Origin of the sequence: Pseudarthrobacter sp. NamB4 (assembly GCF_005796185.1) — a bacterium.
Classification (GTDB): Bacteria; Actinomycetota; Actinomycetes; order Actinomycetales; family Micrococcaceae; genus Arthrobacter.
Window position 1 is genome coordinate 287,137 of the sequence record NZ_VAHM01000001.1, and the last position, 14,419, is coordinate 301,555.

Consider the following 14,419-nt stretch of genomic DNA (forward strand, 5'->3'; position numbering starts at 1 on the left):
GCGGGACGTCCTAGAGCTTAGCAGTAAGGTGGCCCGCAAGGGAAAATTGGCGGCGGCCCTGCATATCGTCCGGCTGAGGCAAGCCCGAAAAGCCCTGCAGCTGCGCCTGGAATCAGTAGCCGGAAAATGAGTCCACGTGCACCCGCTTCGCCCCGGCCTGCCTGGCGGCCCGGCGCAGGGAGGCTACGCTGGCGGGGGAGCCGGAGATGAAGACCTCACGCTTGGCGATGTCCGGAACCAGCGTCCGCAGGGCTTCGCCGTCCAGCCGGCCGCGGTCCCAGGAGGCAACCCCCAGATCCGCCGGCGGGGTGGAACCGTCCGCAAGGAAGACCAGGACCGGGATGCCCGCGGTCCGGAGTTCCTCGGCGTAGGCAACTTCGTCCGCGCTCCTGGCCAGGAGCAGGAGGACGGCATCGCGCTCCCGCAAACTTCCCGAGGACACGTGCGAGAGATATGGGGTGATGCCGATACCGGCCGCAATCAGGAGCACCGGCTTCCGTGGATCGCGGGGGAGGACGAAATCCCCGCCCACGGACGTGACGGCCACTTCATCGCCGGGCTGCAGCCCAAGGAGGACTCTCTTGGCCGCGGACACCGGCCCGGCGGTCCGCACCCCGAACCTGATCAGGCGTTCATCCGGTGAACCGGTCAGGCTGAACACCCGGCGCCTGCCCTTCCTGTCCGCCCTTACCTGTGGAAGGTCCAGTTCCATGTACTGCCCGGGTACGAAGCGGACCTTCCGGGACGGTTCGAAGGAGAACTCGGTGGCGCTTGGGGTCAGCCGTCTGGTGCCGGCAAGCCGGAGCGTCACACGCCCGCGTTGACCCACCAGGAACGCCAGAAGATTGCCCAGCAGCAGCGCGGCTTCCGGCGAATTGGTCAGGAAGCCGAAGTTGTAGGGAAGGGCGAACACCACTCCCACCACCCCGGCCAAGGCCAGTTGCTGCCACCGGCGCGGCGGCAGCGTCAGTGGCTCGGTGAGCATGAATCCCACAAAGAAGAGCAGCGGCCGCTGGGCAAATGACTGCCACAAGGCCATGTCAACGGACATTCCCGCTTCAAGCAGTTCGGCCGTAATGATGGCGGCTGCCACCACCAGGAACACCGCCGCCATCAGGAGTTTGCGGGTGCGGTACAGGACCAGGAGAACCCCTGGAACCAGCAGCCACAGCATGGCCGGCGTAGCTGCCCACCAGGTTGCGATGTTGAGGCCCGTGAGCCCGGTGATGAACGCTCCTGCCGCTGCGGGGTTGAAGACATGCCGGCCGCGCCAGGCAAGGGCATATTTGGACGCCGATGCCAGGACGCACGCCAAAGCAACGCCGGCAACATCGAGGGTCGCAAAGGAAGGCCAGAACAGGAAGTAGAGCAGCAACCCGGTGATCAGCGACGACTCGGTATGCGGCCGCACCCGGAACAGCGCTGCAAGCCCCCTGTTCGAGGCGTAGGTCAGGCCAAGGCACAGCCCCAGGTGCGCCAGCATCTCCGGAATGCCGAAAGCCAGCCACCCCAGGGCGTCGAGCACCAGGCTGTACACGGCCAGGACCGCAAGGACCAAAAGCACCAGCCGGTACATGGTGAACCGGCCGAGCACGGTATCCACGCGGGCGCCCAGGGAAAGGGGCGGCCGGGCTTTCGGGGTTTCAACGGGGCTCATGTGAACAGTGTCCCTTCAAATTCACTGGAATACGCTGCACTTCCGTCTGAGAAAACCGTCAGCCAGGAGAATTCGAAGGATTGCTGGAGCTCAGGACCGGGAACGAAGAAAAGCGCTGTTGCCAGGGCGTCAGCCAGCATTGCAGTGTCGGCAAGCGCCCATGTGGCCACTGCTGTCCGGACAGGCCGTCCGGTCTTTCCGTCCAGGACATGATGCAGCCCGTCTCCCCATGCGCGCCGGTTGGCAGCAGAAGCACACAGTGCCCGTTGGGTCAGGGATACCATCCCGATGGCCTGCGTTGTGTTGTAGGGGTGCTCCAGTGCCACCGGAACAACCCCCGGACCCCTCACCAGGAGATCCCCGCTGGCATCGATAATGAAGGTGCCGACACCTGCAGCCTCCAGTTCAGTGGCCAGCAGATCCACCAGCAGGCCCTTGCCGGCAGCTCCAATGTCCAGCACCACCGGGGCCTTGGTGGTGACGGTACTTCCCGTCCATTCCAGGACCTCCTCCCAGGCCGGCGCCGGCTGCGGCGGGCCGGAAGGCTGCAGGGAGTAGCCGGCGTCGTAACCCAGGCGTTCCAGGCTGGCGCCGATCAGCGGGGTCATGGCGCCGCCTGTCACGTCATAAAGGCTCCGGTAGAGCAGCCCCAGCGGCCCTGCTTCTGCAGGAAACTCATGACGGCCGGGCTCCCTGGCCAGAGCGGTGACGGGTGAGTCATGCCGGAAGCGGGACCAGTCGGCGTCGAACCTTTCAACCAGGCGCAGGAGGGCCGCCTGCAGGGAGGGTTCCAGCTGCAGCGGCGTCGCAATTTCCCAGCGGGTGCCGATCCCGTTGAATTGGAAATCGTCCCAGCCCGCGTCCGGCATGGCCTACTGCGCCTCCGACTTGATCTGCTCCAGCGCCTGGTTGAAACCTCCGCTGGTGAGGGAGGAGCCGGCAACCTTGGAAACATTCAGCTCGTCGATGTTCTTTCCCACCACCTGGTCCGCAATTCCGCCGGCAAACTCACCCTGGAACTTGCGGGTATTCGGGTTGGACGGATGCTGTGTGATCTGCACGTCCGTCACTTTTCCGGAAGCGAGGGTCAGCTGAACGCCCACGGTCTCAGTGCCGTTGGGGGAAACATAGTTACCGTCGGCGCTGTAGGTGCCGTCCTTGTAGCCGGAGCCGCCGCCGGCGGGCGACGATGCGTCGGCCGACGTCGTGGGAGCGGCGGTCCCGGCGGCGCTGCTGCCGGAGGATGCAGCCGGGGCGCTTTCCGTGGCTGAAGGCGCGCAGCCCGCCACTGTTCCGGCCAGTGACAGCCCGGCAATTCCGGCGTAAACACTCTTGCGTACTGCGGATCTCATCACGGCACTCGTTTCGTCAGGGGACTCGGGAAAGTCAGGAACTGTTCAGTGGCTACGTTGGTGTCAACGCCAAACACAGCGTATTGGTTCATCCTGTGCCCGCAATTATGGTTACGTGTGCAGCGTCTGTGCAGCGGAGGCCCCTGAATTACTTGCTGTTACTGGCCCCCCGGTAGGCTAGAGGGGTGACTCCCGAAGAACTCTCCCTCGCCATATCCGCCTGCCTGAAGGACGCCGTCGCCGCCGGTGACATCGCCCTTTCCGCATCAGCTGTCCCTGATGAGGTGCGCGTGGAGCGACCGAAGAACCGGGACCACGGCGACTGGGCCACCAACATTGCCCTGCAGCTTGCAAAGCAGGCAGGCACCAACCCGCGTGAGTTCGCCAGCATCCTCAGCGCCCGGTTGAAGTCCATTAATGGTGTTTCCGCCGTTGATATTGCAGGCCCTGGGTTCCTGAACATCACCGTTGACGCAGCCGCGGCCGGTGCCCTGGCGAAGGCCATCGTGGAAGCCGGCAGGCAGTACGGCACCAACTCAGCGCTCGCAGGCCACACCGTGAACATGGAATTTGTTTCCGCCAATCCCACCGGCCCCCTTCATATTGGGCACACCCGCTGGGCTGCCTTGGGTGACTCGATCGCCCGTGTGCTGCGCGCGTCAGGTGCGGACGTCACCGCTGAGTACTACATCAACGACGCCGGCTCCCAAATGAACGTCTTCGCGCACTCCGTCTACTCACGCCTGCACGGACTTCCGGTACCCGAGGGCGGCTACCCGGGGCAGTACATTGCTGAGCTGGGCCATGAGGTGCTCACCGAGCATCCGGACGTCCGGGAACTGACGGAAGTGGCGGCCCTGCCGGTCATCCGTGCCGCCGCCTACAAGGCGCAGATGAAGGACATCAAGTCCACCCTTGCGGACTTCGGCGTCGAGTTCGACGTGTTCTTCTCGGAGCAGGAACTGCACGACGCCGGCGCTATCGAAAGTGCCGTCGCCCGCCTTCGCGAGCAGGGCCACGTGTACGACGACGGCGGCGCCGTCTGGCTGCGGACCACCGACTTTGGCGACGACAAGGACCGGGTGATGATCCGCGCCAACGGCGAGCCCACCTACTTCGCCGCCGACGCGGCCTACTACCTCTCCAAGAAGGACCGCGGCTTCACCGAGAAGATCTACCTGCTCGGCGCCGACCACCACGGCTACATCAACCGGCTCAAGGCGATTGCCGCCGCCGCCGGCGATGACCCCGACGTACACATCGAGGTGCTGATCGGACAGTTGGTGTCCGTCAACGGCGCCAAGCTGTCCAAGCGCGCGGGCAATATCATCGAGCTCAAGGACCTGATTGACTGGTTGGGCAAGGACGCCGTCCGCTACTCCCTGGCCCGCTTCCCTGCCGATTCACCGCTGACCCTTGACCCGGAGCTGCTGAAGAAGCACAGCAACGAGAACCCCGTGTTCTACGTGCAGTACGCCCATGCGCGCTCCCGCGGCGCTGCCCGGAATGCGGTGGCTGCCGGCGTTGAACGAACTGTGGATGGCAAGGACGCCTTCGATGCCTCCCTGCTGGACCACGCCACTGAGAACGAGCTGCTCTCGTACCTGGGCAGCTACCCCTCGATCGTGGCAAAGGCTGCCGAACTGCGGGAACCGCACCGCGTGGCGCGTCACCTCGAAATCATCGCGGGGGCATACCACCGCTGGTATGACGCCTGCCGTATCGCCCCCATGGGTGACGAGCCGGTGACCGACACCAACCGCACGCGGCTCTGGCTCAACGACGCCACCAGCCAGGTGCTCGCCAACGGCCTTGACCTGCTGGGCGTTTCCGCGCCGGAACGGATGTGATCACAATGTCTGTACAGGACACCAACACTGCTTCGCCCCTGGCCCCTGAATGGCTGGCTGTGCCGGCTGACCTGAACGCCCTCACCCCGCCCATGTGGGCCGGCAGCGTGCAACGTAACGACGCCGGGTCCCTCACCGTGGGAGGCATCCCCGTGGAGGAGCTGAAGGAACAGTTCGGCACCCCGCTCTTCGTCATGGACGAGGCGGATTTCCGTGCCCGCGCCCGTGCTTTCAAGGATTCCTTTGACGCGGCCTTCGCTGACATCTGCGGCGGCGTCGACGTCTACTACGCCGGAAAGTCCTTCCTCTGCACCGCTGTGGTCAAGTGGGTGGACGAGGAAGGGCTGCGGCTGGACACCTCATCCGGCGGCGAACTTGCCGTCGCCGCGGCTGCCGGCATCGCGGGGGAACGGGTGGCCCTGCACGGCAACAATAAGTCCGACGCCGAGCTCAACCGTGCGCTGGACATGAGCCTTGGCCGGATTGTGGTGGACAGCCTCTCCGAACTTGTCCGGGTCGGGGACATTGCCCAGGCACGGGGTGAACAGGCCAAGGTCATGCTGCGGCTCACGCCCGGCGTCCATGCCCACACCCACGAATTCATCGCCACCGCCCACGAGGACCAGAAGTTCGGTCTGTCCATGGCGGCTGACACCACCGACCAGGCAGGCTTGTCCGCTGCGGAGGAAGCGGTGGCAGCAGCCTCCGCCCACCCCGGCATCGAACTCCTCGGCCTGCACTGCCACATCGGCTCACAGATCTTCGAACCGGATGGCTTTGCGCTCGCGGCCGAAAAGCTCCTCCGCTTCCTTGCCGCCATGCAGGAAAAGTATTCGATCACCATGCCCGAACTGGACCTCGGCGGCGGGTACGGAATCGCCTACACCCCGGTGGACACCCCCCGCCCGGCAGCAGAAATCGCGGAGGCGATGGCCGCCGTCGTCCGTTCCACCTGCGCGGAGCTGGGCATCGCCTCTCCCCGCATTTCCATCGAACCCGGCCGCGCCATCGTGGGCAGCACCACCTTTACCCTCTACGAAGTGGGCACGCTCAAGACTGTCCGCGTGGATGCACCGGGTTCTTCCGGCGCCAGTGATGGAGGCAACAACGTTACGTATCCGCGGCGCTATGTTTCGGTGGACGGCGGAATGAGTGACAACGCCCGCCCGGTGCTGTACGACGCGGATTACTCGGCCGTTCTGGCGTCACGGACGTCCCCGGCGGCTCCGCAGCTGTCCCGCGTGGTGGGCAAACATTGCGAGAGCGGCGACATAGTTGTTAGAGATGTATATCTGCCCGAGGACGTGGCAGCCGGTGATCTGCTTGCTGTACCGGGGACCGGCGCCTACTGCTGGGCCCTCTCGAGCAACTACAACTATCTGGCCCGGCCGGGCGTTGTCGCGGTGCGCGACGGATCTGCCCGGCTGATTGTCCGCGGGGAAACCGAAGAAGATCTGCTGAACCGCGACATGGGAGTCTGAATGACGGAATTGCGAACCCTGAAAGTGGCCCTGCTGGGCTGTGGCAACGTTGGGGCCCAGGTTGCGCGGATTCTCATTGAGGACGCCGACACCCTCGCCGCCCGCGCAGGGGCGAAGCTGCAGCTGAGCGGCATCGCCGTGCGGAACCTCCACGCCAGGCGTGACGTGGACCTGCCGCAGGAGCTCTTCACCACCGACGCCGACACCCTGGTGAAAGACGCGGACCTGGTCATCGAGCTCATGGGCGGCATCGAGCCCGCCCGCGCGCTGATCCTTTCGGCCCTCCGCAACGGAGCCTGTGTTGTCACCGGCAACAAGGCGCTCCTGGCCCAGGACGGCCCCACCCTTCACGAAGAGGCTGACAAGGCGGGCGTCCAGCTCTCCTATGAGGCCGCCGTCGCCGGTGCCATCCCCATCCTGCGGCCCATCCGCGACAGCCTCGCCGGCGACCGCATCACCCGCGTCCTGGGCATCGTCAACGGGACCACCAACTTCATCCTTGACCAGATGGACACCACCGGCGCCCAGTTCGGCGACGCCCTCGCCGAGGCACAGCGGTTGGGTTACGCGGAGGCGGACCCAACCGCCGACGTCGAAGGCCACGATGCCGCCGCCAAGGCAGCGATTCTTGCCTCGCTTTCGTTCCACACCCGGTTCGCCCTGGAGAACGTCCACTGCGAAGGGATCAGTGCGGTCACGGCGGCGGACATTGCTGCCGCCAAGGACGCAGGCTTCGTCATCAAGCTGCTGGCGATCGCAGAGAAGCTTGGGGATTCCGACGGCGCGAAGGGCGTCTCCGTGCGCGTGCACCCGACGCTGCTTCCCCGCGAGCACCCGCTGGCCGCCGTCCACGGCGCGTTCAATGCGGTGTTCATTGAAGCCGAGAACGCCGGCGAACTGATGTTCTACGGACAGGGAGCAGGTGGCGCCCCCACCGCATCCGCCGTCCTGGGCGACCTGGTCTCGGCCGCGCGCAGCCTGGTGCTCGGCGGCCCCGGCCGCACGGAAACCACGACGGGGCACGTTCCCGCGCTGCCGATCGATGCAGCCGTCACCAGCTACTACATCGGGCTTGACGTTGCTGACCAGCCCGGTGTGCTTGCCAGGATCGCCCAGCTCTTCGCGGAGCACGGCGTGTCCATCGAAATCATGCGGCAGACCATCCACCGGGACGTTGAGTCCAGCGTGGAGTCCGCCGAACTGCGGATTGTCACCCACCGTGCGTCAGAGGCTGCCCTTGCGGCCACCGTCGAGGCCGTGAAGGGCCTTGACGTCATCAATTCAGTTACATCCGTTCTGCGGGTAGAAGGAGTCTAAGTGGCTCACCAATGGCGCGGCGTCATCCGCGAATATGCTGACCGTCTGCCCGTGACGGAGTCCACCCGTGTCATCACCCTCGGTGAGGGCGGCACCCCGCTGGTGCACGCGCAGAAGCTCTCCGAGCTGACAGGTTCCGAGGTGTACCTGAAGGTGGAGGGCATGAATCCCACTGGTTCCTTCAAGGACCGCGGCATGACCATGGCCATGACCGCCGCCGTCGCCTCCGGTGCCCAGGCCGTCGTGTGCGCCTCCACCGGCAACACGTCTGCCTCCGCTGCCGCCTACGCCACGGCCGCCGGCCTGAAGTGTGCTGTCCTGGTGCCGGAGGGCAAGATCTCCATGGGCAAGCTCAGCCAGGCCATCGCCCACGGTGCCACCCTGCTCCAGGTCGACGGCAACTTCGACAACTGCCTGGACATCGCCCGGAAACTGGGGGAGTCCTACCCCGTGTTCCTGGTCAACTCCGTCAACCCCGCACGTATTCAGGGCCAGAAGACCGGCGCCTTCGAGATCGTCGACGCACTGGGTGATGCACCGGACATCCATGTCCTGCCCGTCGGCAACGCCGGCAACATCACCGCGTACTGGAAGGGCTACAAGGAGTACTCCGCTCCGTTCGAGTCCGAGACCGCCGGCACCCTTGCACCGGTGGCCACGAAGACACCCGCCATGTGGGGTTTCCAGGCTGCAGGAGCGGCACCGTTCGTTGCCGGCCACCCGATCACGGAGCCGGACACCATTGCCACCGCCATCCGGATCGGCAACCCGGCCTCCTGGGACGGTGCCATCGGTGCCCGTGACGAATCCGGCGGACTCATCGATGCCGTGACCGACGAGGAAATCCTCAACGCCCACCGCTGGCTTTCTTCCCGCGAAGGTGTGTTCGTGGAGCCGGGATCCGCCGCCGGCGTGGCGGGGCTGCTCAAGAAGCATGCCGCAGGCCAGGTCCCCTCCGGCAAGACGATCGTCATCACCGTCACCGGGCACGGGCTCAAGGATCCCCAGTGGGCGCTGCGCACCGAGGACGGCAGCGACGTGCAGCCGGTCAAGGTACCCAACGACGTCGTAACCGTTGCTGCCGAACTGGGACTGGAAGCAAAGTAGCCTTGGACACCACCTCGCAGGCCGCCGTCGGACTGCAACTGATCGACGCCGGCCAGACTGTCACAGTCCGCGTGCCGGCCACCTCGGCCAACCTTGGCCCGGGCTATGACAGCCTGGGCCTGGCCTTGGCGCTCCATGACACGCTGACAGTGGAGAGCCTCGAGACGGACGAACTGCTGTTCGACCTGCGCGGTGAAGGCGCTGAAACACTCCCGCGGGATGCCAGCCATCTGGTCATCCGCGCCATGGAAGCGGCATTCGAACGCTTGGGCTTCCGCCACGGCGGCCTGAAGGTGACCGCCGACAACATCAATCCCCACGGCAGGGGCCTCGGCTCGTCCGCCTCCGCGGTGGTGGCGGCGGTCTCGGCGGCCAACGCCATGGTTCCCGCGGAGAGCCGCAGGGGACAGGACTGGATCCTCCAGCTCACCAGCGAACTGGAGGGGCATCCGGACAACGTCGCTCCTGCCATTTTCGGCGGACTGGCGTTGTCCTGGCAGGACAGTGACCGGTACAGCAGCACCAGTGCCACAGTGGCCGGATCCGTGATCCCCATTGTGGCGGTCCCCGACTACGAGTTGTCCACCGAGGCGGCCCGCGCGCTGCTGCCGGCATCGGTGGGCCATCACGCTGCCGCAATGAACGCCGGCCGCGCCGCACTGCTGATCCACGCACTGACGCACAAGCCCGAGTTCCTGCTGGCGGGCACCGAGGATTACCTGCACCAGAGTTACCGGGCAGAGGCAATGCGGCCCAGCGCCGCACTGATATCGGCACTGCGGACGGCCGGACACGCCGCCGTGGTTTCCGGTGCCGGACCCACCGTACTGGTCCTGGCAGACGGAGAAGCTGAAGCCCTTGCCGTGGTCCGCTTCATTGAGCAGTTCGTTGACGCCAACACGCCGGATATTGGCTGGCGGGTACTGAAGCTCGCAGTGGACGTTGAAGGTGCTAAGGTGGAGGTGCACCGGCGGTAATTCCGCCTATCTGATCTGCTACTGCACTTAGTTGCGATTTGATCTCCTACTGCGCAATCTATTCCGGTGCCGCCTGCTTGGTCTGTCGCAGGAATCTGCAGTGCTCGCTGCCCCTTAAGCGTCAGCCCAGCGTTCCGCCACGGGCGGGGCGGAAGGTGAATCAGTATCCGGCCCTGCTGGCCGATATCCAACCGGCAAGGCCGAAAATCCGGCTGCAGATCTGAACTGCAGCCCAGATCAAATCATCGCGTCCAGCTCCTCGCCTGGACGCCGTCGAGGGGGAAGGATCCTTCGTGACCGAAACCACTGAGCTGTCGCCAGCTGTGGAACTATCATCTTCTGCTGCCGAATCGCCGGCCGCGCCCGCCAAGAGCAGCGGCCTTGCCGGCTTGAAGCTCGCCCAGCTGCAGGCCCTTGCCAGCCAGCTCGGCATCTCCGGCGGATCCCGCATGCGGAAGGGGGACCTGGTGTCGGCCATTTCCGCGCACCGCGCCGGAACCCCTATCGCCAAGGCACCTGCAAAGGCCGCTGACAAGGCCACGCAGAGTACCGGCGCTGGTGCTCCGGCCGCCTCCGCGCCCGCCGCCGAAACCGCCGAGGCGCCCGCTGTTGAAGGAACACGGGCCCGTGGCCGCGGCCGCAGCCGCCGCGCAGTGAGCGACGGGGTAGTGGCACCGGCCGGCGCTGAGCCTGCTGCCGCCGAAACCGCCGTTGTCGAATCCGGCACCGTCGCCCCGGTGGAAGCTCCCGCCGCGGCAGAGGCTCCCGACGCAACCGAAAGCGCCACCGAACGCCGCCAGCCGCGCACCCGCAACCGCCGTCGCGCCGAAGCAGTTGCCGCAGCGCCGCAGGCTGCCGAGGCCGCTGAGGCTCCCGCTGAGCAGGCCGACGTCGAACAGCAAACCACCGAATCGCGCACCGCCGAACAGCGCGCGACAGAACAGCGCACTGAAGCTCCCGCTGAGGCAGGGGACGCGGGCCAGCGCACCGAACGCCGGGAAGGCGGCCGTGGCCGTGGCCGCGAGACCCGCGACGGCAGCGACAACGGGCGTGACAACGCCGGCAGCCGTGAGGCGGGCCAGCGTGAAGGAAGTCGCCGCGACGACAACCGCGACAGCGACGAGTCCGACAGCGGCAGCCGCCGCAACCGGCGCAACCGCCGCGACCGCAACGAACGCGGCGACCGCTCCGGCGGCCAGGACCGGGACAACGGTTCACGGAACGACCGCTTCCGGGACCGCAACGACCGCCGCCGCGGCCGCTCACAGGGGCCCGATGTCGACGACATCGAGGTCACCGAAGACGACGTCCTGCTGCCGGTGGCAGGCATCCTGGATGTCCTGGAGAACTACGCGTTCATCCGTACGTCGGGCTACCTCCCCGGCCCCAACGACGTGTACGTTTCCCTCGCCCAGGTCAAGAAGTACAACCTCCGCAAGGGCGACGCGGTCGTCGGTGCAATCCGTGCTCCCCGCGACGGCGAAGACCGTGGCCAGCAGTCGAACCGCCAAAAGTTCAACGCCCTGGTGCGCGTCACTTCGGTCAACGGCAAGACCTCCGAAGAGCTCAGGGACCGTGTTGAGTTCGCCAAGCTCGTTCCGCTTTACCCGTCCGAGCGCCTGCGCCTGGAAACCGATCCAAAGAAGATCGGCCCGCGCGTCATCGACCTCGTTGCCCCCATCGGCAAGGGCCAGCGCGGCCTGATCGTCTCGCCGCCCAAGGCCGGCAAGACGCTCATCCTGCAGTCCATCGCCAACGCGATCACCACCAACAACCCTGAGGTCCACCTCATGATGGTGCTGGTTGACGAACGTCCCGAAGAAGTCACGGACATGCAGCGGACCGTGAAGGGCGAGGTTATTGCCTCCACCTTCGACCGTCCCGCCGACGACCACACCACCGTGGCTGAGCTCTCCATCGAACGCGCCAAACGCCTCGTGGAAATGGGGATGGACGTGGTGGTCCTCCTGGACTCCATGACCCGCCTGGGCCGTGCCTACAACCTGGCAGCACCGGCCTCCGGCCGCATCCTGTCCGGTGGTGTCGACTCCGCAGCCCTGTACCCGCCCAAGCGCTTCTTCGGTGCGGCCCGCAACATCGAAAACGGCGGCTCGCTCACCATCCTGGCCACCGCGCTCGTGGAGACCGGTTCCAAGATGGACGAGGTCATCTTCGAAGAGTTCAAGGGCACCGGCAACATGGAGCTCCGCCTGTCCCGCCAGCTGGCGGACAAGCGTATCTTCCCGGCCGTGGACGTCAACGCGTCCGGCACCCGCCGCGAGGAGAACCTGCTCTCGCCCGAGGAAGTCAAGATCATGTGGAAGCTGCGCCGCGTCCTCTCCGGACTCGAAACCCAGCAGAGCCTTGAACTGCTCACCAACAAGATCCGGGAAACCCAGAGCAACGTCGAGTTCCTCATGCAGGTCCAGAAGACGACGCTTGGTGCGAAGTCGGATAACGACAAATAGCTGCTCCGGTGAGCCGCTGATTCTGTTGCCCCCGCCCCTACGCCGGGTGGCTTGCGATCTACGATCCCAAGCCACCCGGCTTCGGCAGGCCCGATGCCACTCCCGGGGCAGCAGAATCAGCGGCTCGTTCCGTTTTCCGTCACCTTCGCCCCGCGCTACTCCCGGCCAGCAAAATATGCGACGACACCGGGGCGCCACCTGCCGCTGCGTGCATCACTAGACTTGTACAAGTCGAAAGAGGTTTAAGAATGTTTGAGTCCGTACAGGGCCTGCTTGATGAGCATGATGCTATCCAGGCGCAGCTGGGGGATCCTGCTGTTTATGCTGACCAGCGGCTTGCCCGGAAGCTGGGGCGGCGGTCGGCTCAGCTTAATGGCATTGTGGAGGCCTACCACCGGTGGGAGGGGCTGCGGGACGATCTGGCTGCTGCCAAGGAGATGGCTGGCGAGGATCCCGAGTTCGCTGCCGAGGTTCCCGAGCTGGAGGCTTCGCTGGAGGAGGCTGCCGCCAAACTGCGCCGCCTGCTGATTCCGCGGGATCCGGACGATGCACGCAACGTTATCCTCGAGGTCAAGGGCGGTGAAGGCGGCGATGAGGCCGCGCTGTTCGCCGGTGACCTCCTGCGCATGTACACCCGTTATGCCGAATCCCGCGGCTGGAAGACTGAAATCATCTCGGCCACGGAATCCGACCTCGGTGGTTACAAGGACGTCCAGGTGGCCGTCAAGGGCAACTCCAACGACCCCGCCGAGGGCGTGTACGCGCGGCTCAAGTTCGAAGGCGGCGTACACCGAGTCCAGCGCGTTCCCGTCACGGAGTCGCAGGGCCGCATCCACACCTCCGCCGCCGGCGTGCTGGTCCTGCCTGAAGTTGACGAGCCCGAAGAGCTTGAGATCAACCAGAACGACCTCAAAATCGACGTTTACCGTTCGTCGGGTCCCGGCGGCCAGTCAGTGAACACCACTGACTCTGCCGTTCGCATCACCCACCTCCCCACCGGAATCGTGGTGGCCATGCAGAACGAGAAGTCCCAGCTGCAGAACCGCGAAGCGGGCATGCGCGTGCTTCGCGCCCGCATCCTGGCACACCAGCAGGAGCAGATCGACGCCGAGAACTCGGCCCAGCGGAAGTCGCAGATCCGCACTATGGACCGTTCTGAGCGGATCCGCACCTACAACTACCCCGAAAACCGCATTGCGGACCACCGCACCGGCTATAAGGCGTACAACCTTGACCAGGTGATGAACGGCGACCTGGAGCCGGTGATTCAGTCTGCCATTGAGATGGACGAACAGGCACGCCTGGACGCCCTCGGAGACTAGCCCTTTCCCGGTATGACAATCGAGCCAGGCCAGTCGCTTACGGACGCCGTCACCCAGGCAACTGCCATCCTCAGGGACGCCGGTGTTCCCAGCCCCCGGGTGGACGCCGAGCTGCTGGCAGATTATCTCCTGAACGTCGGGCTGGGCCGCCTCAGGGCCATGATGCTGGGGGACTCGCCCGCGCCTGACGGCTACGCGGAGCTGGTGGCTGAACGCGCCGGCCGCGTGCCCCTGCAGCACATCACCGGGGTGGCGCATTTCCGCTACCTCGAGCTGGCGGTTGGGCCGGGCGTCTTCATTCCCCGTCCTGAAACCGAATCCGTGGTGCAACTGGTGATCGACCACGTGAAGGGGATGCCTCACCCCCGGATTGTCGATCTGGGAACCGGTTCAGGTGCGATCGCTGGATCAATAGCCCATGAAGTACCGGGTGCGGAGGTGCATGCGGTCGAGTACAGCGCCTTCGCCCACGCCTGGGCGGCAAAGAATCTGGCCCCACTGGGCGTCAGGTTGGTCCTCGGGGACCTGCGGAGCGCCTTGCCGGAGCTGAACGGAACCTTCGACGTCGTGGTGTCCAACCCTCCGTACATACCGGCTGAGGCCATCCCGAACGAACCGGAGGTGGCGCTGCATGATCCGCCAGAGGCGCTGTACGGCGGGGGAGCGGATGGCATGGAACTTCCGACGGCGGCAGCCGCCTCCGCTGCCCGGCTTCTGCACCCCGGCGGGTACTTCGTGATGGAACACGCAGAAGTCCAGGCAGGCTGGATCGCGGCCATGCTGGCAAGGACGGGGAACTGGACTGCCGTCAGCACGCATCTGGACCTCAACGGCAAGGAGCGCGCCACCAGCGCCCTGCTCGCGGACCTGGACCATTCGGAATGAAAG

The 14,419-nt window shown here is 65.7% G+C and carries 11 protein-coding genes; 8 read left to right on the forward strand and 3 right to left on the reverse strand.

Features of this window, described 5'->3' with window-relative positions; genetic code table 11:
* Positions 1-112: 112 nt before the first annotated feature.
* From FDW81_RS01275 to FDW81_RS01285, 3 genes are read right to left on the reverse strand one after another with little or no spacing between them, the layout of a single operon-like run.
* Positions 113-1,657 (reverse strand): ferredoxin--NADP reductase, encoded by a 1,545-nt coding sequence (locus FDW81_RS01275; RefSeq protein WP_138132304.1) that lies wholly within the window; start codon positions 1,655-1,657, stop codon positions 113-115.
* Complete coding sequence (locus tag FDW81_RS01280; protein ID WP_138132306.1) at positions 1,654-2,526, reverse strand: FAD:protein FMN transferase; 873 nt, start codon at positions 2,524-2,526, stop codon at positions 1,654-1,656. The genes FDW81_RS01275 and FDW81_RS01280 overlap by 4 nt, the downstream gene beginning before the upstream one ends.
* Before the next feature lie 3 nt (positions 2,527-2,529).
* Positions 2,530-3,009 carry an FMN-binding protein gene (locus FDW81_RS01285; RefSeq protein ID WP_138132308.1) on the reverse strand — a complete coding sequence of 160 codons (480 nt, stop codon included), beginning with the start codon at positions 3,007-3,009 and terminating at the stop codon, positions 2,530-2,532.
* Positions 3,010-3,194: 185 nt separating this feature from the next.
* Between FDW81_RS01285 and argS the strand changes: the two genes are divergently transcribed.
* The 8 genes from argS (at position 3,195) to prmC (ending at position 14,416) form a co-directional block, all read left to right on the forward strand.
* Positions 3,195-4,859 carry an arginine--tRNA ligase gene (gene argS, locus FDW81_RS01290; RefSeq protein ID WP_138132310.1) on the forward strand — a complete coding sequence of 555 codons (1,665 nt, stop codon included), beginning with the start codon at positions 3,195-3,197 and terminating at the stop codon, positions 4,857-4,859.
* Positions 4,860-4,864: 5 nt separating this feature from the next.
* Positions 4,865-6,340 (forward strand): diaminopimelate decarboxylase, encoded by a 1,476-nt coding sequence (gene lysA / locus FDW81_RS01295; protein WP_138132312.1) that lies wholly within the window; start codon positions 4,865-4,867, stop codon positions 6,338-6,340.
* Positions 6,341-7,657, forward strand: coding sequence for a homoserine dehydrogenase (locus FDW81_RS01300; protein WP_138132314.1), 1,317 nt, complete (start codon positions 6,341-6,343; stop codon positions 7,655-7,657). It abuts the gene before it with no gap.
* Positions 7,658-8,764, forward strand: coding sequence for a threonine synthase (thrC, locus tag FDW81_RS01305; RefSeq protein WP_138132316.1), 1,107 nt, complete (start codon positions 7,658-7,660; stop codon positions 8,762-8,764). It abuts the gene before it with no gap.
* 2 nt (positions 8,765-8,766) lie between these two features.
* Positions 8,767-9,741 (forward strand): homoserine kinase, encoded by a 975-nt coding sequence (thrB, locus tag FDW81_RS01310; protein WP_138132317.1) that lies wholly within the window; start codon positions 8,767-8,769, stop codon positions 9,739-9,741.
* A 293-nt stretch (positions 9,742-10,034) separates the two neighbouring features.
* Entirely contained in the window at positions 10,035-12,209 is a 2,175-nt protein-coding gene (gene rho / locus FDW81_RS01315) for a transcription termination factor Rho (protein WP_138132318.1), read from the forward strand.
* A 248-nt stretch (positions 12,210-12,457) separates the two neighbouring features.
* Positions 12,458-13,531: a peptide chain release factor 1 gene (gene prfA, locus FDW81_RS01320; protein WP_138132319.1), complete on the forward strand. Its 1,074-nt coding sequence runs from the start codon at positions 12,458-12,460 to the stop codon at positions 13,529-13,531.
* Positions 13,532-13,543: 12 nt separating this feature from the next.
* Entirely contained in the window at positions 13,544-14,416 is an 873-nt protein-coding gene (gene prmC, locus FDW81_RS01325; RefSeq protein WP_138132320.1) for a peptide chain release factor N(5)-glutamine methyltransferase, read from the forward strand.
* Positions 14,417-14,419 lie beyond the last annotated feature (3 nt).